Raw genomic sequence first — 21696 nt, forward strand, 5'->3', positions numbered from 1 at the left:
GTGCTCATCGCTTCCGATCAGTTCCGCATCGTCGTCGGTCTCGGCAAGAGCGGTATGTCCCTGGTTCGTCATCTGGCGAGCCATGGCGTACCGTTTGCCGTGGCTGATACGCGCGCGAACCCGCCGGAACTTGCCGCTCTTCAAGCGCAATATCCGGGCATCGAAGTGCGTTGTGGCGAGCTTGATCCCGAGTTTCTTTGCCGCGCCAGCGAATTGCTGATCAGTCCAGGGCTGCCGCTCAGTACGCCGGCGCTGCAGGTTGCCGCGTCCCGAGGCGTGAAAATCTCAGGCGACATCGAGCTGTTCGCCCGCGAAGCCAAGGCGCCAATCATCGCGATCACCGGTTCCAATGCGAAAAGCACCGTGACCACGCTAGTCGGCGAGATGGCCGTCGCAGCCGGTCGCAAGGTGGCGGTGGGTGGAAATCTAGGCACCCCGGCACTGGATCTGCTTAGCGATGACATCGAACTCTATGTACTCGAACTGTCGAGCTTCCAGCTCGAAACTACCAACCAATTGAATGCCGAAGTCGCGACCTGCCTGAACGTCAGCGAGGACCACATGGATCGCTACGACGGGCTGCCTGCCTACCATCAGGCCAAACACCGGATCTTCCGCGGTGCGCACCAAGTCGTGATCAATCGCGACGATCGCCTTAGCCGTCCGCTAGTTGGCGATGACGTCCCGATCTGGTCGTTCGGCCTCGGCAAACCCGATTTCAAGGGCTTCGGACTGTTCGAGGAAAATGCTCAGAAGTACCTGGCCTTCCAATTCGACGCCCTGATGCCAGCGGACCAGTTGAAGATCCGCGGCGCGCACAATCAGTCCAATGCATTGGCTGCCTTGGCCCTCGGGCATGCGGTAGGGCTGCCGTTCGAACCGATGCTGGCGACCCTGCGCAGCTTCGCCGGGCTCGCGCACCGCTGTCAGTGGGTCGGCGAGCGCAAGGGCGTTGCTTACTATGACGATTCCAAGGCCACCAATGTCGGCGCCGCGCTTGCAGCGATCGATGGGCTGGGCAGCGACATCGCCGGCAAACTGGTGCTGATCGCTGGTGGTGACGGCAAGGGCGCGGATTTCTCCGCTCTGCACAACCCTGTCGCACGAAATTGCCGCGAAGTCATCTTGCTTGGGCGTGATGCCGAACTTCTGGCTGTTGCCCTCAAAAGCGCGGCGCCGATTCATCGTGTTCAGACGCTTCAGGAAGCCGTGCAATTGGCGGCCAGAAATGCGCAAGCAGGCGATGCGGTGCTGCTTTCACCGGCCTGTGCCAGCCTCGATATGTTTGTCAATTTCGAAGATCGCGGACGTCAGTTCGCCACTGCGGTGGGGGCGCTCAACTGATGCTCGCCTTCCTGCGCACTGCACCTTCGCCCCTGTTCGGCCGCCGCGGTCTGGACCTCGACTTCCCGATGCTCGCTGGCTGTTTGGCGCTGCTGGGGCTGGGCCTGGTGATGATCACCTCGGCGTCTTCCGAAGTCGCTGCGGTGAATGCCGGTAACTCCATGTATCACATGGTCCGCCATCTTGTTTACATACTGCTTGGCCTTGGCGCTGCTGCTGTTGTGTTGATGGTTCCCCTGTCGGCTTGGCAACGGCTGGACTGGATGCTACTGCTGGGCGCGTTCGCCTTGCTGATTCTCGTGCTGATTCCCGGCATCGGTCGTGAGGTCAACGGCTCCATGCGCTGGATCGGCTTCGGCGCGTTCAACGTGCAGCCTTCGGAGATAGCCAAGCTATTTGTCGTGGTCTACCTCGCGGGCTATCTGGTGCGCCGCCAGGAAGAGGTACGTGAAAGTTTCTGGGGCTTCCTCAAGCCGTTTCTCGTGCTGCTGCCAATGGCGATGCTGCTTCTGCTTGAACCCGACTTTGGCGCAACCGTCGTTATGATGGGCGCGGCGGTGGCGATGCTGTTTCTCGGCGGCGTCGGCTTGATCCGATTCAGCCTGCTGGTGCTGTTAGCCGTCGGTGCTGTGTTCGTTCTGGTACAGACACAGGAATATCGCCTGCAGCGCTTGATCACTTTCACCGATCCCTGGGCTGACCAGTACGGTGCCGGCTATCAATTGACCCAGGCGCTGATCGCGTTCGGTCGCGGTGAATGGCTGGGGGTCGGGCTAGGAAACAGCGTGCAGAAGCAATTCTATCTGCCTGAAGCGCACACCGACTTCGTGTTTTCGGTTCTGGCTGAGGAGCTGGGCATGGTTGGCGCTTTGCTGACCATCTTGCTGTTTGCGTTCGTTGGCGTGCGCGCCCTGTACATCGGTCTAGCTGCGGAACGGGCGCGGCAGTTCTTCGCGGCTTATATCGCCTGGGGTGTCGCATTCCTCTGGCTCGGGCAGTTCCTAATCAACGTCGGTGTGAACGTCGGTTTATTGCCAACGAAAGGCCTGACTCTGCCATTCCTCAGCTATGGCGGCAGCTCGCTGGTGGTGACCTGCGCCAGCATGGCGTTGTTGCTGCGCATCGAGTGGGAAAGCCGCACCGTATTGGGCAGCGAAGATGCTGAGTTCAGCGAAGACGATTTCGCCGAAGTGCCTGCGGCCAGGAACAAGGGGGTCGCAGATGGGCGCTAACGTGCTGATCATGGCCGGCGGAACCGGCGGGCATGTATTCCCGGCGCTGGCCTGCGCCCAGGAATTTCAGAACCGTGGCTACAGCGTGCACTGGCTGGGTACGCCTCGCGGCATCGAGAGCGAAGTGGTTCCAGCGGCTGGCTTGCCGCTGCACTTGATTCATGTCAGCGGGCTGCGCGGCAAGGGCGTGGCTTCTTTACTCAAGGCGCCGTTACAGCTACTGCGTTCGTTGTGGCAGGCCCGTCGCATCATGCGCGAGCTTAAGCCCGTTTGCGTATTGGGTCTCGGTGGCTACGTAACTGGTCCCGGAGGATTGGCGGCGAAGCTTGCCGGGATACCGCTGATCATTCACGAGCAGAACGCCGTGGCCGGTACCGCAAACCGTAGCCTGGTGCCATTTGCACAGCGCGTTTGCGAAGCCTTTCCTAATACATTCAACAACAGCGACAAACGGCGTACGACCGGTAATCCGGTGCGCCACGAACTGTTCGTCGAAACACCAAGGCAGACCCTGCTCAACCGCAGGCCACGCCTGCTGGTGTTGGGTGGCAGCCTGGGTGCCGAGCCCTTGAACAAGCTGCTGCCGGAGGCGCTCGGTCAGCTGGCTCAGGAGCTGCGTCCCGAGGTTTTTCATCAGGCTGGCAAGCAGCACGCCGGCATTACTCAGGAGCGGTATACCGCTGCCGGAGTCGAGGCCGAAGTAGCCCCCTTCATTAAAGACATGGCCCGCGCTTATGCCTGGGCCGATCTGGTGGTCTGCCGCGCTGGCGCCCTGACTGTCTGCGAGTTGGCGGCGGCCGGGTTGCCTTCATTTCTGGTGCCGTTACCGCACGCGATCGACGATCACCAGACCCGCAATGCTGAATATCTGGCGAAGGAGGGCGCAGCCGTTCTTCTCCCCCAAGCAAAAACCGATGCTGCCGCGCTGGCCGCGCAGCTGACCGAGGTAATGATGCAGCCGGAAAAACTCAAGGCCATGGGAGCTACGGCGCGCCGTCTGGCTCGGCCGGACGCCACCCGCACCGTCGTCGATATCTGCCTGGAGGTGGCGCATGGCTAAATCCCCCGCAGCGGTAAAAGCCGAGGTGCGTCGCATGCGCCGTATCCGCCGAATTCATTTCGTCGGCGTTGGCGGTGTCGGCATGTGCGGCATAGCCGAGGTGTTGCTCAACCTAGGGTACGACGTCTCCGGTTCGGATCTGAAGACTTCCGCAAGCACCGAGCGTCTGCAGAATTTCGGCGCGCAGATTTTTATTGGACACCAGGCCGGCAACGTGGCCGGGGCGGACGTGCTGGTGGTATCGAGCGCTGTCAACGCTGCCAATCCCGAGGTCGCATTCGCGCTTGAGCAGCGGATTCCTGTCGTACCGCGCGCCGAGATGCTTGCCGAGCTGATGCGCTACCGCCACGGGATCGCCGTTGCCGGCACTCACGGCAAAACCACCACGACGAGTTTGCTGGCCTCAGTGTTTGCCGCGGGCGGGCTTGACCCGACGTTCGTCATTGGCGGCCGTCTAACTGCGGCGGGAACCAATGCACAGTTGGGCACCAGCCGCTACCTGATTGCCGAAGCCGATGAGAGCGATGCCAGCTTCCTGCATTTGCAGCCGATGGTTGCGGTGGTGACGAATATCGACGCCGACCATATGAGCACCTATGGCGGCGACTTTGGCAGGCTGAAGAAAACTTTCGTCGAGTTCCTACACAACCTGCCGTTCTACGGGCTCGCGGTGCTTTGCGTCGACGATCCGGTAGTGCGCGAGATCATTCCCCAGGTCGGCCGCCCGATTACCACTTACGGCTTCAGCGAAGATGCCGACGTGCGCGCTATCAACATTCGTCAGGAAGGCATGCGTACCTTCTTTACCGTGCTGCGCGATGGATTCGATGCGCTCGATGTGTCGGTCAAGATGCCAGGCAATCACAATGTCCTCAATGCGCTGGCGACAATCGCCATCGCCACAGACGAGGGCATCGATGACGACGCGATTGTCCAGGGACTGGCGGAGTTTGGCGGTGTCGGCCGGCGCTTTCAGGTCTATGGCGAGCTGCCGGTAGACGGCGGCAGCGTGATGCTGGTCGACGATTACGGCCATCACCCGCGCGAAGTCGCAGCGGTGATCCAGGCTGTTCGCGGCGGCTGGCCCGAACGTCGTCTGGTGATGGTCTATCAGCCCCATCGTTTCAGTCGTACCCGCGATCTGTACGACGACTTCGTTCAGGTGCTGACCGACGCCAATGTGCTGTTGCTGATGGAAGTCTATCCGGCCGGCGAGGAACCCATTCCCGGAGCTGATAGCCGCCACCTGTGCCATAGCATCCGCCAGCGCGGCCAGCTCGATCCGATCTACATCGAGCGCGGAGTTGAACTGGCGCCCCTGGTCAAGCCGCTGCTGCGTGCGGGCGACATTCTGCTTTGCCAGGGCGCCGGCGATATCGGCGGATTGGCTCCCCAACTGATCAACAGTCCCCAGTTTGCTGGCGATGCAATCGCCGCGAGGAAGAGCGAATGACTGCCCTGCAATCGACTCGTGATCCCCAGGCGTTCGGCCGGGTTGCCGTGCTGTTCGGCGGCAAGAGTGCCGAGCGCGAAGTGTCCCTGAAATCCGGCGCTGCGGTGCTGTCGGCGCTACAGGCCGCGGGAGTTGATGCCTTCGGCATCGATGTTGGCGATAATCTGCTGACGCGTCTGAGCACCGAGCGCATCGATCGCGCCTTTATCGTGCTGCATGGGCGTGGCGGCGAAGATGGCAGCATGCAGGGCCTGCTCGAATGCGCGGGGATCCCCTACACCGGCAGCGGCATCCTTGCTTCTGCACTGGCCATGGACAAGCTGCGCACCAAGCAGGTATGGCAGAGCCTCGGCCTGCCAACACCGCGTCATGCTGTGTTGGCCAGCGAGGCTGACTGTCAGGCAGCCGCCAACGATCTCGGCTTCCCACTGATCGTTAAACCGGCCCATGAAGGGTCGAGCATAGGCATGGCGAAAGTCGGCGGCATCGCAGAGCTGATCGCCGCCTGGCGTGCTGCCAGTGCCTACGATTCTCAAGTGCTGGTCGAACAGTGGGTTCAGGGACCTGAGTTCACCATCGCTACGCTACGCGGTTCGGTATTGCCGCCGATCGGGTTGGGCACGCCGCACAGCTTCTACGACTACGACGCCAAGTATGTCGCCAACGATACCCAATACCGCATTCCCTGCGGTCTGGATGCCGCTAAGGAGCAGGAACTCAAGGATCTGTCCGCCCGTGCCTGCGACGCCGTGGGTATCCAGGGTTGGGCGCGTGTCGATGTCATGCAGGACGGTGCCGGTGCTTTCTGGCTGTTGGAGGTGAACACCGTTCCGGGGATGACCGATCACAGTCTGGTACCGATGGCTGCACGTGCTGCAGGGCTGGATTTCCAGCAATTGGTGCTGGCCATCCTCGATGCCAGCCTGGCGGTAGGGAACTGACCATGATCACCACGCTGCGTCACTCACAACCCGCCACTGGTCGCGCCTCGCGCAAGCCGGCACAGCGCGGTGCGAGTCGCCTGGTGCAACGTGAGCCGCTTTCGGCGCGTCTGCCGCGCCCAAGCCTGAGTTCGCTTAAGCGTGTCCTCTGGCCGGTGCTGTTGGTGGCGCTGGTGGTCGGGCTTTACGAGCTGGGCGAGCGGCTAGCGCCTTATGCCGATAGGCCAATCGCCAAGGTCAGCGTTCGTGGCGAGCTGACCTATGTCGATCAGCAGGTCGTACAGGCGCGTATGGCGCCGTTCGTCGAGGCCAGTTTTTTCAAGGTTGATCTTGATGCCTTGCGTCACGACCTTGAACAGATGCCATGGATAGCGCATGTCGAGGCACGTCGGATCTGGCCGGACCAGGTCATGGTTCGCCTCGATGAACAGCTGCCTATCGCCCGCTGGGGCGACGAGGCGCTGCTGAACAACAACGGTCAGGCCTTTGCGCCGAATGACCTGACTCAGTATGAACACTTGCCGCAATTGTATGGTCCGAAGCGGGCCCAGCAGCGGGTGATGCAGCAGTACCAAGTGCTCAACCAGATGTTGCGGCCGCTCGGCTTTTCCATCGCTCGCCTAGAGCTGCGTGCAAGGGGCAGCTGGTTCGTGACGACCAAACAGGGCGTCGAGCTGCTGCTGGGCAGGGACCAGATAATCGAAAAAATGCGTCGCTTCACTGCCATCTACCAGCAAGCGCTGGCGCAGGAGAGCGAGAAAATTGCGCGGATCGACCTCCGCTACGCCAACGGCCTGGCCGTGGCCTGGCGCGAGCCGAGTCCGACCACGACGGAAGAACCCGTCGTTGCGAAGAATTGAGGAATGAAACACATGTCTAGCGTGCAAAGCGGCAAGATGATCGTCGGTCTCGATATCGGCACCTCTAAGGTGGTGGCGCTGGTGGGCGAAGTGACGCCGGACGGCGAGCTCGAGATCGTCGGAATCGGCACACATCCGTCGCGTGGGTTGAAGAAAGGCGTGGTGGTCAATATCGAGTCCACCGTTCAGTCGATTCAGCGAGCCGTCGAAGAAGCGCAGCTGATGGCCGGCTGCCGCATCCACTCTGCCTTCGTCGGTCTGGCCGGTAATCACATCCGCAGCCTCAACTCCCACGGCATCGTCGCCATTCGTGACCGCGAAGTCAGCAATGCCGATCTCGAACGTGTGCTAGATGCCGCCCAGGCCGTGGCGATCCCGGCTGATCAGCGCGTGCTGCATACCTTGCCCCAGGATTACGTAATCGATAATCAGGAAGGCGTCCGCGAGCCGCTGGGCATGTCCGGCGTGCGTCTGGAAGCCAAGGTTCATGTGGTCACCTGCGCAGTGAACGCGGCACAGAACATCGAAAAGTGCGTGCGTCGCTGTGGCCTGGAAGTCGATGACATCATTCTCGAGCAGCTCGCTTCGGCCCATGCAGTGCTGACCGATGACGAAAAGGAATTGGGTGTCTGCCTGGTGGATGTCGGCGGTGGTACCACTGACATCTGCATCTTCACCGAAGGCGCGATCCGCCATACCGCGGTCATTCCGATCGCTGGTGACCAGGTCACCAACGACATCGCTATGGCGCTTCGCACCCCGACCCAATATGCCGAAGAGATCAAGATTCGCTACGCCTGCGCACTGGCCAAACTGGCTGGCCCAGGAGAAACCATCAAGGTACCGAGCGTCGGAGACCGTCCGCCGCGGGAACTCTCACGGCAGGCTCTGGCCGAAGTCGTGGAGCCTCGTTATGACGAGCTCTTTACGCTGATTCAGGCCGAACTGCGTCGCAGCGGCTATGAGGATCTGGTTCCGGCAGGGATCGTCCTCACAGGCGGTACAGCGAAGATGGAAGGAGCCATCGAGCTGGCTGAAGAAATCTTTCACATGCCGGTGCGCCTGGGCGTACCGCACAGCATCAACGGACTCACGGATGTCGTCCGTAATCCAATCTATTCAACGGGTGTGGGCCTGTTGCTGTACGGCATGCGCAAGCAGACCGACGGTATCTCCATGTCCGGTCTCGGCAGTGTCGCCGAAGAACCCAAAACATCTGTCGTGGACCGGCTCAAAAGCTGGATCCAGGGCAATTTCTGAGCAGTGCGGCTGTACCTAAAACTAGAAAGCTGGAAGGAGAGAGGGAAATGTTCGAACTCGTAGATCATACCCCGCAGAGTGCAGTGATCAAGGTCATTGGCGTAGGCGGCGGCGGCGGTAATGCCGTCAATCACATGGTGCGCAACAGCGTTGAAGGCGTGGAATTCATCTGCGCCAACACCGATGCCCAGGCGTTGAAGAAAATCGAAGCGCGGACCGTATTGCAACTGGGTTCCGCCATCACCAAGGGCCTGGGCGCCGGGACCAATCCCGACATCGGCCGTCAGGCCGCGATGGACGACCGCGAGCGCATCGCTGAAGTGCTGCAAGGGGCCGACATGGTATTCATTACCACCGGCATGGGCGGTGGTACCGGTACTGGCGCCGCCCCGGTCATCGCTTCGGTCGCCAAGGAAATGGGTATCCTGACCGTCGCCGTGGTGACGCGTCCGTTTCCGTTCGAAGGTCGCCGCCGTATGCAGGTTGCAGACGAAGGCATTCGTCAGCTGTCCGAGTGCGTTGACTCGCTAATCACCATCCCCAACGAAAAACTGCTGACCATCCTCGGTAAGGATGCCAGCCTGCTGGCCGCCTTCGCCAAGGCCGATGACGTGCTCACCGGCGCGGTGCGCGGCATTTCCGACATCATGCAGCGTCCCGGCCTGATGAACGTCGACTTTGCCGACGTGAAAACTGTCATGGGCGAAATGGGCATGGCCATGATGGGTACCGGTTGTGCTACTGGCCCGAACCGCGCACGCGAAGCCACCGAAGCGGCCATCCGCAACCCGCTACTCGAGGACGTAAATCTGCAGGGCGCTCGTGGGATCCTGGTTAATATCACCGCTGGTCTGGATCTTTCGCTCGGCGAGTATGCAGCTGTCGGCGAGATCATCGAAGCCTTCGCGTCCGATGAGGCGACTGTCAAGGTCGGCGCCGTCATTGATCCGGACATGCTCGATGAGCTGCACGTTACCGTTGTTGCCACTGGTCTCGGTCCTCGTAATGAGAAGCCGGTCAAGGTTGTGGACAATACACTGCAGACCGCTGCTGTCGCGCCTCAGGCCGCGCCGGCTCCACGGCAGGATCAGGCAGCGGTGAATTACCGTGACCTGGAGCGTCCGACCGTCATGCGCAACCAGGCCCACGCGGCCGCTACGGCAGCAAAGATGCATCCTCAGGAGGATCTGGACTATCTCGATATTCCTGCATTCTTGCGTCGTCAGGCTGATTGATTGCATGTATCAGGACTATTGGGGTGATTGGTATTCAGCAAAGTGGGCTTCTGCTATGATCGCCACCTTTGTTGGAAACCATTCGCAACAGCGCAATAGCGAAACCAAGCCATGATCAGACAACGCACCTTAAAGAACATCATTCGCGCCACCGGCGTCGGCCTGCATTCGGGAGAGAAGGTGTATCTCACCCTGAAGCCGGCCCCAGTGGACACCGGGATAGTGTTCTGTCGCACCGATCTCAATCCACCCGTGCAGATTGCCGCGCGGGCTGAGAACGTTGGCGAAACCACCATGTCGACGACGCTGATCAGCGGTGACGTCAAGGTCGATACGGTGGAGCATTTGCTTTCGGCAATGGCTGGACTTGGAATCGACAATGCCTGTGTCGAGCTTTCCGCCTCGGAAGTGCCGATCATGGATGGCAGCGCTGGACCCTTCGTATTCCTGATTCAATCGGCCGGCCTGCAGGAGCAGGACGCCCCCAAGAAGTTCATCCGTATCATCCGTGAGGTCACAGTGGAGGATGGCGACAAGCGCGCCACATTCCTGCCATTCGAAGGCTTCAAGGTGAGTTTCGAGATCGATTTCGACCACCCGGTTTTCCGTGGTCGCACCCAGACCGCCAGCGTGGATTTCTCCAGCACTTCCTTCGTCAAGGAAGTCAGCCGTGCACGAACCTTCGGTTTCATGCGCGACATCGAATTCCTCCGCTCGCACAACCTGGCCCTGGGCGGGAGTGTCGACAATGCGATCGTGGTCGATGAAGACCATGTGCTCAACGAAGACGGCCTGCGTTACGAGGACGAATTCGTGAAGCACAAGATTCTCGATGCAATTGGTGATCTGTACTTGCTGGGCACCAGCCTGATCGGCGAATTCCGCGGCTTTAAATCCGGACATGCATTGAACAACCGTTTACTGCGCACCTTGATGGAACAGAAGGATGCGTGGGAAATGGTGACCTTCGATGATTCCCAGACCGCACCGATCTCCTACATGCGCCCGGCAGCTGCCGGCTGAGTAGTACTCTCTTTCCTTTTTGAGGCCACCTTCGGGTGGCTTTTTTTTTAGCTTCAAGTTTCCAAGAAGCGGCATCAACGCCCTAATCTACGAACCACACGCTGACCCCGCTATCCTTTGCCACCGGCTGGCACCTGAGCGTCCGGACCGGTCCAATGTTCTTCAGCTAGTAGCTTCAATTCATGCCGTCGAGCAGGCTGGCCATGTCGTCGGCGTGTTCCTCTTCTTGCGCGAGGATATCTTCGAAGATGCGCCTTGTGGTGGGGTCTTTGTCGCCAATGTACTGGACGATTTCTCGGTAACTATCGATGGCGATGCGTTCGGCGACGAGGTTTTCGAAGACCATATCGCGCAGTCCATTGCCTTCGGCATATTGCGCGTGTGCCCGCTCGCTCAGGCTGTCCGGGTTGAAGTCCGGCGCGCCACCGAGCTGTACGATACGTTCGGCCAGTCGGTCGGCATGCTCCTGCTCCTCATTGGCGTGCTCGAGAAACTCATCGGCGGCAACGCTGGATTTCAGTCCTGTCGCCATGTAGTAGTGGCGCTTGTAGCGCAGGTAGCAGACCAGTTCGGTCGCCAATGCCTCGTTGAGCAAGTTGATCACGGTGTCGCGATCCGCCGAATAGCTTTCGGTCACCGCACCGTTTTCGACATGCTGTCGAGCGCGCTCGCGCAGGGTCTGTTTGTCGCTCAATTGTACGTAGCTCATCATGGTCTCCTGAATGCTGGGCTGTGGCTTATTGTTCAGCCACGCTCTGACCACTGCGCCTATTGGCGTCTCTCTGGGCCGTTAGCTGTGATAGATGGACAGACGAAAAGTTTAGCCAGGGGCTTCGTCCGCTGGCCGATCAGGTTTGCCCGGCTCCTCAATGGGGACCGGTTCGCCGGGTTCTTTCCGCTCTGGCACCGGAATGGGGCTTGGCGTGCCGTCATCTCGAGGGTCGGGTTCATGCATGGTTGTGTTCCTTCAGCTGAGCGCCTTGATGAGGTCGTCTTTGCGCATCTTCGAGCGTCCATGAACGTCACGCTCACGGGCTTTCTGCATCAACTCATCTCGGGTGAGGTCGGTGAGTGACGTGCTGCCCGAGCGGTTGCTGCGCGCCGAGCCTTTATTTGGCGAGTCGCCGTCACGAGTCTTTGCCGCTCGGTGCGCCGAATCCTTGCGGTCCGCTCGCTTGGCCGTCTCGCTTTTCTTTTGCCCTGAACCGCCCTTGCGCTCGCCGCCACCGGATTGCTTGTTGACCGTGGCCCAGGCGCGCGCTTCGGCTTCCTTCTCCGGTACACCGCGATCTTCATAGCTGTCTTCGATGTGCTCGGCTTTACGCTGCTGTTTATCCGTGTACTTGGATTTTTCGCCTCTGGGCATGACCTCTCTCCTCGTGCAGGTATGGGATGACCGCGGGCCGCAGATGCCTGACTGCAAAACTGGTCCGCTACAGCTTTGCTGTTCTGTTTTGGTCCACATGGCAAGTTGGGAGTTTCACTCGTGTTAGCATCACGCGCCTCGTTCGGCACCGGTCCGTTCTAGCTCGCATGATTCAGGACGTCAGCGATGGCTATGCGAGCAAGGTCGGATATAGCTGGAAATATAATTGTCAGCAGGCTTTGGTTCGGGGGAACAAAAACCATTTATGTTGGCCTGAACAAAGCACGCGCCGCGCTAGCTCGGTGCTTTAGCTCGATGGACGTGTATCGAATCTGTTTTACAAATCCATGCTTGCCGCTTTAACCGGCGGGCTTTCGATGAGGCGATAACCAGATGCGAATCCTTGTATGCGGTGCCAGTGGCCAGGTCGGCCACGAGTTGGTAGACCGTGCCCGTGCATATGGTCTCGAGGCGCTTGGCATGACCCGGAGGCAGCTGGACATCACCAACAGTGGTCAGGTTCGACAGCTAATCCGTCAGCTCAAGCCCGGGCTGATCATCAACGCGGCGGCGTACACCCATGTCGATAACGCCGAGACGCATAGCGATCAGGCTTACGCCGTCAATCGCGATGGTGCCGCACGGCTCGCTGAAGCAGCCCGGGAGGCAGCTATTCCGCTGCTGCACATTTCGACCGATTATGTCTTTTCCGGCGAAGCCCAGACGCCTTACAACGAAACGGACGAGGTCGCGCCAACTGGCGTTTACGGCGCGAGCAAGCTGGCGGGGGAAGCGGCCATTCAGGCTGTTCTAGACCAGCATGTAATTCTGCGGACCAGCTGGGTCTATGGAGTGCATGGCCATAACTTCGTGAAAACCATGCTGCGCCTGGGGCGCCAGCGCGATTCGCTATCGGTGGTCGCCGATCAGTTCGGATGCCCCACCCAGGCAGGCGGCATCGCCGATGTTTTGCTGCAGCTATCCCAGCGTTATGCTCGCGAAGGTACGCTCGCCTGGGGGCTTTACCATTACAGCGGTCAATCGTTCTGCTCCTGGTTCGATTTCGCCGTGGAAATTTTCCGCCAGGCAGAGGCCAAGGGCATTCTTCCCAAGCAGCCGCAGGTGTCGTCGATCACGACCGCGCAATACCCGACACCCGCGCGCCGTCCGGTCTGGTCAGTTCTAGATTGCTCCAAGTTCGAAACAACCTTTGGCATTGCCGCACATGATTGGCATGAAGGTCTGGGGGCCGTGCTCGATGCGCTGGGCAGTACAGATGCTTATCCGGCGAGTTTAGCTGCCCACCACTCTCAAGCCTGATTCGCTGACCTATCCGGGTTCGACAATCGGACGACGCTGTCCCGGATTCGAACAGTTAGCTGATTGATGATCTCGCCCCGAAGTCGGAGTATTCTTTGCGCCTTTTTGCGGGGCGACAAGAGGTCGCGCCGGTTGCTGGAGAATGCCGCGTGGTCGTGTTTCAGGCGATTTTGCCTATTTTTGGCGTGATCATGCTTGGCTACGTGCTCGGCTGGCGGCGCTGGCTCGCCGGCGAAGCCGCTACCGGCCTCGCGAATATCACGTTCAAGTTGTTCATGCCGGCTGTTCTGTTTACCGGTATCGCCCGAGCGCAACTGAGCGATGGCATGTCGTCCATGCTATTGCTGGCGTATTTCGGACCGGTACTTGCCATCCTCGTCGCGGTCGGGCTGGTCACACACCGTTTGCTCGGGCGGGCTTCTCCGCTGGGACTTACGGCCGCCTACTCGAACAACGTGCTGGTCGGGATTCCTCTTGTGACTACCTTGCTAGGGTCGGCGAGCCTGGTATACGTGTTCGCCATCCTGGTTTTCCACAGCCTGATCCTGTTTTCGCTGCAGAGTTTCTACAGCGCGTTCGGCTCGGGGCAGAAGGTCAGCGGCAAGGCTCTACTGAAGAATCTCGCCAACCCGCTCATTGTCGGTTTGTTGCTTGGCGCTCTGCTGAACGCTTCAGGCATCAATCTGCCACAGCCGATCTGGCGCGTAGCCGACTGGCTGGCGCAGGCGGCGCTGCCTTGCGCGCTGATGGTGCTGGGTATCAGTCTCTCGCGCTACCGTTTGCGTCCCAGTCTCACTTCGCTGGGGCTGACATTGATCAAGCTGGGCCTGTTTCCGCTACTGGTGTGGTACATCAGCGGAATACTGCCGGGGCTGAATGAGGAGGCTCGCAGGGTTCTGGTGCTCCTGGCGGCCTGCCCGAGCGGCGTCAATGTGCTGGCCTTCGTGGTCAACCAGGAGGACACCCGCGCAGTCAGCTCGACCGTGTTCCTGTCGACCGTGCTAGCGGCTGTCAGTCTACCGCTGTGGATGATGTTGATATCTGCCTGAATGCGCCCTTGTTCAGGGGCGCTCGCCATGCTGATCGGCACGCATGTTAGGGGCGATGATGTCCTCAAGGCGCAGCCCGGTCAGGCCGTGGATGGTGCGCCACAGGTAATAAAAGATCGCCATCATCATCAACATGCTGGGAATGGCAATCATCGGATAGCTGAGCAATGTCATGCGACCCAGCTCTGCATTGAACGCCTCGCTACCGGCCGGGCTGTGAACGATCCACTTGGCCAGCACGTAGTTCATGAAGGACGAAAAGAAGAAGGTGCCGCTGAGCAAGTATGTGGCGCGCAATAGTCGAGTTTCGAAGTGATCGATCTGGCCATTGCGCTCGAGTTGCTCATGGACTTTGGCGACGTTAAGCACCTTGGGGTTGTAGAGCAGCGTGCGGATCAGTGGAAAGCGTGTGCGGGTGGAGGCGAGTACGGCAATGCCGATGATCCCGGGAATCGCGGCTTCCTTGATCGCCAACCATTGTGGGTCCAGCTGCAGCAGTCCGATCCCTCCGGTTAGCAATACGCTGAGCAGGCCCAACAAGGCGATCCAGTTATATTTGCGGTACTTCGCCAGCTCGAACAGGCCCCAGCCGAGGGGGAATGCCAGCGCCAGCAATAGCGCACCGTCCGCGCCGAGGCGCTCTTCACCGCTGAGCTTCATCAGAATCAGCGAAGGGATCAGGATGCTTATTGCCAGGTCAATCAAGGGCCGGGGCTTGTGCTCGGTCGGCTGATCAGCGTCCGGTTGATTGGTGCGGGTATCGGTCATGTGATTTGGTTCTTCTCGGAGGAAGGTGAATGATCGCCCGTGCGCGCATGCTTAGCCATAGGGCAATGGTGGTGTACCGTGACGGCAGGTTACTGATCAGAAGCAGCGCTCCTGCTTCTTCGCTTCCCCGACCATTGCGCGGCTTCGAATACCGTTACGATGAGGATTGCCAGGGCGAAGGGCAGCAGTAGATAGAAAGCCCTGAACACGATCAATGCCGCCAAGACGTCAGCGGTATTCAATTCTGGCAATGCGGCGAGAAAGGTTACTTCCAGCACGCCAAGTCCGCCGGGCGCATGGGATAGCAAGGCCAGCGAAAAGGAAGCAAGGAACACCCCGAGGATCACCAGGTACCCGGGATTGTGCATGGCAGGAAGCGCAAAATAGATGATCGCGGCGGCGCAGGCGAGTTCCAGCGGTGCGGCGACGAGCTGCCTGCCAACAATTGGCAGGCGCGGATAGTCGATTCGCCATTTGCCGACATGCAGTGGCGCAAAATGTCGCCATGCGCCGATCACATAAAGTCCGACCAGGCATAGCAGGAAGGAGCCGGCTGCAATCGATAGCCATGGTTCGGCGTCTATGACCCTGTTCAGCAGTTCTGGTCGCAGGACCAGCACAGTGCCGCCGGCTAGCAGAGTGCCGAGGACGAACGTTAGCGAGCAGAACACGATCAGCACGCCGATTTCTTGCGGCGTAAGCCCCTTGCTGCGATACGCACGGTAACGCACGAGCGCACCGGAAAATACAGACGCGCCTATGTTGTGGGCCAGCGCATAGGTGGTGAACGAGCAAAGCGTGATGAACCACCAGGAGATCTTTTTGCCTAGATGGGCTATGGCTATTCGATCGTACCAGGCCAGCGCGACGTAGGCGCCAAGCGTAGCCAGGCCGGCCAGCAGCCAATTGTGATAGCTGATGGCTTCAAGGCTCTCGGTGAGCTCAGCCAACGAGATATTGCGAATCTCCTGATAGAGCAGGTAGCCGGAAAGCAACACCGCCGTGATGCCGACAAGGGTCCAGGCGACATCGCTCCTCTTCATCATCGTGTTGGCTCCTTGGCGAAGGCTTTTTGCCTCGAAGCGAAAGCTCGGACAATCGGTGATCGGCGCATCGCGGAATATTCGGCCGGTCTGTTTATCGGCACCGGTCTGTGCGTTTTGTTCATTCTACGCGGCGGCGCTGGGGTGGGGCATCCACGGAGTGGCAAGAGGTCCATCAAAGAGCCGATTGGTGAAAAGGTGTGCTTATGCCAGATATTCCCCGCGATCCAGGTGTGGACAGTTCTCTATCGCTGCTCAGCGAGGGCTATTCGTTCATTCCGAATCGCTGTCAGCGGCTCGAGTCCGACATATTTCAGGTCCGCCTGTTGATGCAGAACACCATTTGCATGACTGGAGAGGACGCAGCGAGGCTGTTTTACGATGACCAGCTGTTTCAGCGGCAGCACGCGGCGCCGCGCATGTTGAAAAAGACCCTGTTTGGCCAGGGTGGGGTGCAAGGTCTGGATGATGCGGCCCACCGACATCGCAAGCGGCTATTCCTTTCGCTGCTGACAGGCGATGCCATTGCCGAGCTGGTGCGGTTGAGCGAAACAAATTGGCAGGCCGCTATTGCGACGTGGCAAAGCTGTGATCGCGTCACGCTGCTGCCTGAGGTGCAGGCGATTCTTGCTCGTTCGGTATGTGAGTGGGCTGGCGTGCCGCTCGCCGCTGGGGAGCTGCAGCTACGGCGCGATCAACTGGCAGCCATGATTGACGGTGCGGGCGGCGTTGGCGCTCGTCATTGGCGCGCGCGCAAAGCACGCAAAGAGGCGGAATGTTGGATGGTGGAGCTGCTCAGGCAGGTGCGCACCGGGGAACTGGTTCTTGACGAGACTCGGGCGTTGGCGGTTGTTGCTCGATATGTCGATCCGGACGGACAGGCCTTGGACGAAAAGGTCGCTGCCGTGGAAATGCTCAATCTGCTGCGCCCGACCGTAGCGGTAGCACGCTTTGTTATCTATGCCGCGCTGGAACTGCCGGCCCATCCACAGTGGCGCCAACGATTGCAGTGGGATGACGCCGTGCTGGAGCCCTTTGCCCAGGAAGTTCGGCGGCTCCATGCATTCTTTCCGTTTACCGCCGCGCGTGTACGAAAGGATTTCGAATGGAAGGGCTATCACTTTCCAAAAGGCACGCGGGTGTTGCTGGATCTGTACGGCACCAATCGAGACGCACGGCTCTGGGAAGCGCCCGAGCAGTTCCGCCCCGAGCGCTTTGCCGCGTGGGATGGTGGAGCTTTCGACTTCATTACCCAGGGCGGCGGTGATGCAGCGACGGGGCATCGTTGTCCCGGCGAGCCTTTGGCAATCGCGTTGCTGATGAGTGCGCTGCGCATGCTGACGCGCCGGATGAACTATGCGGTACCTGCGCAGGATTTGCGCATGCACGAGTCACGAATGCCTGCGCAACCGGAAAGCCTATTTATCATCACTGGCGTCACGCTGCTGCAGCCGAACTCGTAAACCGGCCGCGGTCAGAGGAGCGACGAGCGATCCGTGGCGGCCGCTCTGATTTCAACCCAATGTTCGATGAGCTCGCGCAGCTGGGACATCTCGACAGGTTTGGACATATGCCCGTCCATCCCGGCGTCGCGGGCGCGTTCGCGATGCTCGCTGAGAATATGTGCGGTAAGCGCCACCACTGGAGTATGTGGGCGGCGCTCAGAGGCTTCCCAGGCACGTAGTCGCGCTGTTGCCTCGAAGCCGTCCAGGACCGGCATTTCGCAATCCATCAGTACCAGGTCGTAGGGTTGTGCCTTGATTGCTGCGAGCGCTTCCTCACCATTGCTGGCGGTATCCGGCTTTAGGTTGAGCTTGTTCAACATGCCACGGATGACTTTGGTAGAAATGCTGTTGTCTTCGGCCACCAGAATGCGAAAGTCGTCCGGCACCGAAAATGAAGTGCTGGATCGAGTGATGGAAGGCTGTGCGACTGCGCGGGTATTGCGGCGAGCCAGTTCATCCGCCAAGGTGGTTTTCAGCGTATAGCCGGCAACGGGTTTGGCCAGGATGCGTTTGATGCCGGCGTTGCGCGCGATGACCTTGCTCGGCGCGCTGCTCATGCCGGTCAGCATGATCAGCAGAACGTCATGGTTGAGGCTGAAGTCCTCCTTGATCTTGGTGGCGAGCTGCATGCCGGTCATGCCCGGCATGTCCTGGTCGAGTAGGACGACATCGAAATATTCATGCAAGTGCGCTTTGGTGCGGAGTAGGGCGAGCGCTTCCTTGCCTGAAGCCACAGCACTGACGTCAACTCCCCAACTGCTGCATTGCTGGCTGAGTACTTTGCGGCAGGTGTCGTTGTCGTCCACTATCAGCAAACGCGCCCCTCGCAGGGGGCCATCGAGATCACTGTTGGGCTGCTCCGAGATATCGACCCCCAACGGTAGGCTTATCCATAAGATGTTGCCGGTAATGCCGCCGGTCCGGATGCCGAACTCACCATCCATCAGGTGAACCAGCTGTCGCGCGATGATCAATCCGAGACGGCCGCCATGGCGGGTTGCGGCGAGAAAGTCGCGGCTGTCCAGCGCGGCGTTGAGCAGGGCATCGCGTTCCTGCGCTTCCAGCGGGCGGCCACTGTCTTGAATGGTGATGCGCAATCGTGGCTGCGCCTCGCTGTCGTCCACGGCAGCGATCAACAGTACCTCGCCTTCCTCGGTCTGCTTGAAGGCGTTCTCGAGCAGATTCAGCAATGTTTGGCGCAGGCGGGTCGGGTCGCCTGCAACGACATGCGGCATCTGTGGCTGGATAAAACTGATCAGCTCGACTTTCTGCTGTTCAGCCTTGGCGCGGAAGATGCCCAGGCAATCTTCGATCAGCGCGTTGAGGTCGAATTGAACATCGTCAAGCTCGACCTGCCCGGATTCCAGTTTGGAAATATCGAGAATTTCGTTGATCAGGTTGAGCAGCTCGTTGCCGGAGCTGTGAATGGTCTGCACATAGTCACGTTGCTTGGCTGACAGCGAGGTGCTGAGCAAGAGCTCGCTCATTCCCAAAACGCCATTCATGGGTGTGCGAATTTCATGGCTGATCTTCGCCAGGAAGTCTGCCTTGGTCCGTAGCTCGGCGCTGGTGACTGCTTCGGCGGTATGCAAGGTTCGGTTGTCAGCCTGAATCTGGCGCTGCCGCTCGAGCAGGGCAAAGCTGAGGATCAGCCCTGAGCATGTCGTCATGCTGAACACTACGCCGGTCAGCCAGTCGGGATCGAGCTGGTTGAGGCCAAGCAGGGTTGGCAGAACGAAGACAAAGCCGGCATCGAACAGCAGCATGCCGGCGACGAGCAGCCGGGCCGGATCGTAGTTCTGACGCCAATACCGGATCGCCACCGCCGTAACACTGACAGCGGCGCCCAGCACCATGGCATAGATCAACCAGCTGAACCAGAGCTGGCCGGTGAGCAGTATCGTTGCCGCCAGCGCGGTGACGATGCCTAGTTGCAGTGCGAGCAGCCAGCTGACCCAGGGTTTTCTGCGGTGGTGAAAGAAACCGAAGGTGAAGGCCAGCAAGGAAATACAGGCCAGCAACGCTGACATGTCAGCTATCAGCGGTTGGCTGTAGATGAGTTTCGGCAACCACACCGCCAGCAGACCAAGGTTCGCCACGGCACAGCTAAGCAGCGCGCCATGCAGCAAGGCGAGCCACACATGGCTGTAACTGAGGGTGTAGGCGAAGCGCAGCAGGTTGTAGATCGTGAGCAGTGCTAGAGCGCCGAACAGTGCCCCGAAGAGATAAGCGGGACGGGCCTGCTCGACGAGGCCAAGCTCGTCGACGGTCTGAAACCAAGCCATGATCGGGTGTGATGACTGTAAGCGGATATACGCTTCGCGAGGCGCGCCGTCGTTGGGCAGCGCAAACAGGTAAGCGCGGGCAGGCAAGGGTCGAGACTCCAACGGCCTTAGCTCACCGGTCTCTACATGGCGCTCAAGTTGTCCATCACGGAGCAAGTAGAAATCGACATACTGCACGCGCGGGGCAAATATTCGTAACCAATTCGGTTGGCTGAGGGCCGGTAGGCTCACTTGCAACCAGATGGCGTTGTCATTCGCCGGGGCAGAGTAGGAGAGCTTGTCGATACGTTGGAACAGACTGCGTTGATCCAGTATTTCATCAAGGGTGAGCAGACCGGATTGATCGATGAGCAATCGCCAATTGGGCTGTGTCGCTTGTGTAGCGTCGGCAACGGGTTGCGCTGGGGAGGGGGGCGATACTGAGGTGACGGCAAATGCAGGCGAAGCATTCAGCGCAGTCAGTAATAGACCGAAGGCAAAAGCAATGGCGACCCAGAGTCGACGCACGATTGAAGTCCCTTCATCTGTGTGACGGCCGATTATAGCCGCGGCAACCGAACGCTGTAATGTGCGCGGCGCTTTGCATCGGCCGTCGCGCACGTTTCCCTGATATTTGTGCTCAGCTTTCGCCTTGTTCGCGAGCGATTGCACGATAGCCGATGTCGTGGCGATAGAAATGACCATCCCACTCGATACGTGCGGCCAGAGCATAGGCGTTCTGCTGGGCAGCGGAAACCGTGTCGCCCATTGCCGTAGCGCAGAGCACTCGGCCGCCGGATGTCGTAATCTCGTCACCTTTCAGGGCGGTGCCAGCATGGAAAACCTTGCCTTCCAGCGTTGCTGCAGCCTCCAACCCGCGAATCGGTGTGCCCTTGGCATAGTCGTTCGGGTAGCCGCCGGCGGCTAGCACCACGCCGAGGCTGGGGCGCGGGTCCCATTGCGCTTCGATCTTATCCAGCGCCTTAGCCAGCGCTGCCTCGATCAGCAATATCAGGCTGGACTGCAGTCGCAGCATGATCGGTTGGGTTTCCGGATCGCCGAAGCGGCAGTTGAACTCGATGACCTTGGGCGCGCCGCTGCGGTCGATCATCAGGCCGGCGTAAAGAAAGCCCGTATAGACGTTGCCTTCGGCAGCCATGCCTTTGACGGTCGGCCAGATCACCTCGTCCATGACGCGCTGGTGCACCTCGGCGGTGACCACCGGTGCAGGCGAATAGGCGCCCATGCCGCCGGTGTTCGGGCCGGTATCGCCATCACCGACACGCTTATGATCCTGGCTGGTGGCCATCGGCAGGACGTTGGCGCCATCGACCATGACGATGAAGCTGGCTTCTTCGCCGTCGAGGAATTCTTCGATGACCACCCGCGCACCGGCATCGCCGAAGGCATTGCCGGAGAGCATGTCGCGCACGGCTTCCTCGGCTTCAACCAAAGTCATGGCGACGATAACGCCCTTACCGGCAGCAAGGCCGTCGGCTTTGATCACGATAGGCGCGCCTTTCTCTTGCAGATAAGCCAGCGCCGGCTCGATCTCGGTGAAGTTCTGGTAGTCGGCGGTAGGAATTTTGTGGCGGGCCAGGAAATCCTTGGTGAAGGCCTTGGAGCCTTCCAGTTGTGCGGCGGCGGCAGTTGGGCCGAAGCAGTCCAGGCCGCGTGCACGGAACAAGTCGACCACACCTTTGACCAGTGGAGCCTCCGGGCCGACGATGGTCAGCTGCACGTTCTGCTCGGCGAAATCCGCCAGCTGTTCGATAGCCAGCACATCAATGGCGACGTTCTCGCACTTCGCTTCAGTTGCGGTGCCGGCATTACCGGGGGCGACGAAGACTTTTTTAATCCGAGGATCCTGCGCCACCTTCCAGGCCAGTGCGTGCTCGCGCCCGCCGCTGCCGATGATCAGTACGTTCATGAAAATCTCCTGGTGGGTCCGAACGATGCCGGATCGTTGGGTA

General features: G+C 59.8%; 18 protein-coding genes. 12 read left to right on the plus strand and 6 right to left on the minus strand.

Annotation, left to right across the window (positions count from 1 at the left end; all coding sequences use genetic code 11):
* From murD to lpxC, 9 genes are all read left to right on the plus strand, one after another.
* Complete coding sequence (gene murD / locus D7241_RS15560) at positions 1–1344, plus strand: UDP-N-acetylmuramoyl-L-alanine--D-glutamate ligase (RefSeq protein ID WP_408102263.1); 1344 nt, start codon at positions 1–3, stop codon at positions 1342–1344.
* Positions 1344–2576, plus strand: a complete 1233-nt coding sequence (gene ftsW, locus D7241_RS15565; protein WP_408102264.1) for a putative lipid II flippase FtsW — start codon at positions 1344–1346, stop codon at positions 2574–2576. Before murD ends, ftsW begins: the two co-directional genes overlap by 1 nt.
* Positions 2566–3636: an undecaprenyldiphospho-muramoylpentapeptide beta-N-acetylglucosaminyltransferase gene (gene murG / locus D7241_RS15570; RefSeq protein ID WP_408102265.1), complete on the plus strand. Its 1071-nt coding sequence runs from the start codon at positions 2566–2568 to the stop codon at positions 3634–3636. Before ftsW ends, murG begins: the two co-directional genes overlap by 11 nt.
* Complete coding sequence (gene murC, locus D7241_RS15575; protein WP_408102266.1) at positions 3629–5089, plus strand: UDP-N-acetylmuramate--L-alanine ligase; 1461 nt, start codon at positions 3629–3631, stop codon at positions 5087–5089. Before murG ends, murC begins: the two co-directional genes overlap by 8 nt.
* Complete coding sequence (locus D7241_RS15580) at positions 5086–6030, plus strand: D-alanine--D-alanine ligase (protein WP_408102267.1); 945 nt, start codon at positions 5086–5088, stop codon at positions 6028–6030. The genes murC and D7241_RS15580 overlap by 4 nt, the downstream gene beginning before the upstream one ends.
* Positions 6031–6032: 2 nt before the next feature.
* Positions 6033–6890 carry a cell division protein FtsQ/DivIB gene (locus D7241_RS15585; protein ID WP_408102268.1) on the plus strand — a complete coding sequence of 286 codons (858 nt, stop codon included), beginning with the start codon at positions 6033–6035 and terminating at the stop codon, positions 6888–6890.
* 12 nt (positions 6891–6902) lie between these two features.
* Entirely contained in the window at positions 6903–8150 is a 1248-nt protein-coding gene (ftsA, locus tag D7241_RS15590; RefSeq protein WP_408102269.1) for a cell division protein FtsA, read from the plus strand.
* A gap of 47 nt (positions 8151–8197) precedes the next feature.
* Positions 8198–9385, plus strand: a complete 1188-nt coding sequence (gene ftsZ / locus D7241_RS15595; RefSeq protein ID WP_255983071.1) for a cell division protein FtsZ — start codon at positions 8198–8200, stop codon at positions 9383–9385.
* Positions 9386–9496: 111 nt separating this feature from the next.
* On the plus strand, positions 9497–10408 hold the full coding sequence (gene lpxC, locus D7241_RS15600) for a UDP-3-O-acyl-N-acetylglucosamine deacetylase (protein WP_255983069.1): 912 nt from the start codon (positions 9497–9499) through the stop codon (positions 10406–10408).
* Between the two features lie 175 nt (positions 10409–10583).
* Here the strand turns inward: lpxC and D7241_RS15605 are convergent, their stop codons facing one another.
* Positions 10584–11117 (minus strand): bacterioferritin, encoded by a 534-nt coding sequence (locus tag D7241_RS15605; protein ID WP_408102270.1) that lies wholly within the window; start codon positions 11115–11117, stop codon positions 10584–10586.
* A 258-nt stretch (positions 11118–11375) separates the two neighbouring features.
* A complete protein-coding gene (locus D7241_RS15610; protein WP_408102271.1) occupies positions 11376–11774 on the minus strand; it encodes a Rho termination factor N-terminal domain-containing protein in 399 nt (132 codons plus the stop codon).
* Positions 11775–12167: 393 nt separating this feature from the next.
* On the opposite strand from D7241_RS15610, the gene rfbD reads away from it, so the two are divergent.
* Positions 12168–13094, plus strand: coding sequence for a dTDP-4-dehydrorhamnose reductase (gene rfbD, locus D7241_RS15615; RefSeq protein ID WP_408102272.1), 927 nt, complete (start codon positions 12168–12170; stop codon positions 13092–13094).
* Between the two features lie 149 nt (positions 13095–13243).
* Positions 13244–14143 (plus strand): AEC family transporter, encoded by a 900-nt coding sequence (locus D7241_RS15620; RefSeq protein WP_408102273.1) that lies wholly within the window; start codon positions 13244–13246, stop codon positions 14141–14143.
* A 12-nt stretch (positions 14144–14155) separates the two neighbouring features.
* Here the strand turns inward: D7241_RS15620 and D7241_RS15625 are convergent, their stop codons facing one another.
* Together D7241_RS15625 and D7241_RS15630 are read right to left on the minus strand one after the other, a co-directional pair.
* Positions 14156–14911, minus strand: a complete 756-nt coding sequence (locus tag D7241_RS15625) for a VC0807 family protein (protein ID WP_408102274.1) — start codon at positions 14909–14911, stop codon at positions 14156–14158.
* Positions 14912–15000: 89 nt separating this feature from the next.
* The gene (locus D7241_RS15630) at positions 15001–15957 is read right to left on the minus strand and encodes a YbhN family protein (RefSeq protein WP_408102275.1); all 957 of its coding nucleotides are present in this window, start codon (positions 15955–15957) and stop codon (positions 15001–15003) included.
* Between the two features lie 203 nt (positions 15958–16160).
* On the opposite strand from D7241_RS15630, the gene D7241_RS15635 reads away from it, so the two are divergent.
* Complete coding sequence (locus tag D7241_RS15635; protein ID WP_408102276.1) at positions 16161–17417, plus strand: cytochrome P450; 1257 nt, start codon at positions 16161–16163, stop codon at positions 17415–17417.
* 11 nt (positions 17418–17428) lie between these two features.
* Here D7241_RS15635 and D7241_RS15640 read toward each other — a convergent pair whose 3' ends face one another.
* On the minus strand, positions 17429–20251 hold the full coding sequence (locus D7241_RS15640; protein WP_408102277.1) for a response regulator: 2823 nt from the start codon (positions 20249–20251) through the stop codon (positions 17429–17431).
* A 112-nt stretch (positions 20252–20363) separates the two neighbouring features.
* Positions 20364–21653: a phosphoribosylamine--glycine ligase gene (purD, locus tag D7241_RS15645; RefSeq protein WP_408102278.1), complete on the minus strand. Its 1290-nt coding sequence runs from the start codon at positions 21651–21653 to the stop codon at positions 20364–20366.
* Between the last annotated feature and the right edge of the window lie 43 nt (positions 21654–21696).

It is taken from the genome of Stutzerimonas sp. VN223-3, from assembly GCF_045999685.1.
In the GTDB taxonomy this organism is placed as follows: Bacteria; Pseudomonadota; Gammaproteobacteria; order Pseudomonadales; family Pseudomonadaceae; genus Stutzerimonas; species Stutzerimonas stutzeri_AR.

Coding starts and splice junctions, on each gene's coding strand:
- D7241_RS15610 (WP_408102271.1), bottom strand. CDS start 11,774: ATGCCCAGAGGCGAAAAATCCAAGTACACGGATAAACAGCAGCGTAAA.
- murG (WP_408102265.1), top strand. CDS start 2,566: ATGGGCGCTAACGTGCTGATCATGGCCGGCGGAACCGGCGGGCATGTA.
- D7241_RS15585 (WP_408102268.1), top strand. CDS start 6,033: ATGATCACCACGCTGCGTCACTCACAACCCGCCACTGGTCGCGCCTCG.
- ftsA (WP_408102269.1), top strand. CDS start 6,903: ATGTCTAGCGTGCAAAGCGGCAAGATGATCGTCGGTCTCGATATCGGC.
- D7241_RS15630 (WP_408102275.1), bottom strand. CDS start 15,957: ATGATGAAGAGGAGCGATGTCGCCTGGACCCTTGTCGGCATCACGGCG.
- rfbD (WP_408102272.1), top strand. CDS start 12,168: ATGCGAATCCTTGTATGCGGTGCCAGTGGCCAGGTCGGCCACGAGTTG.
- ftsZ (WP_255983071.1), top strand. CDS start 8,198: ATGTTCGAACTCGTAGATCATACCCCGCAGAGTGCAGTGATCAAGGTC.
- D7241_RS15605 (WP_408102270.1), bottom strand. CDS start 11,117: ATGAGCTACGTACAATTGAGCGACAAACAGACCCTGCGCGAGCGCGCT.
- lpxC (WP_255983069.1), top strand. CDS start 9,497: ATGATCAGACAACGCACCTTAAAGAACATCATTCGCGCCACCGGCGTC.
- D7241_RS15625 (WP_408102274.1), bottom strand. CDS start 14,911: ATGACCGATACCCGCACCAATCAACCGGACGCTGATCAGCCGACCGAG.
- murC (WP_408102266.1), top strand. CDS start 3,629: ATGGCTAAATCCCCCGCAGCGGTAAAAGCCGAGGTGCGTCGCATGCGC.
- D7241_RS15580 (WP_408102267.1), top strand. CDS start 5,086: ATGACTGCCCTGCAATCGACTCGTGATCCCCAGGCGTTCGGCCGGGTT.
- D7241_RS15635 (WP_408102276.1), top strand. CDS start 16,161: ATGCCAGATATTCCCCGCGATCCAGGTGTGGACAGTTCTCTATCGCTG.
- purD (WP_408102278.1), bottom strand. CDS start 21,653: ATGAACGTACTGATCATCGGCAGCGGCGGGCGCGAGCACGCACTGGCC.
- ftsW (WP_408102264.1), top strand. CDS start 1,344: ATGCTCGCCTTCCTGCGCACTGCACCTTCGCCCCTGTTCGGCCGCCGC.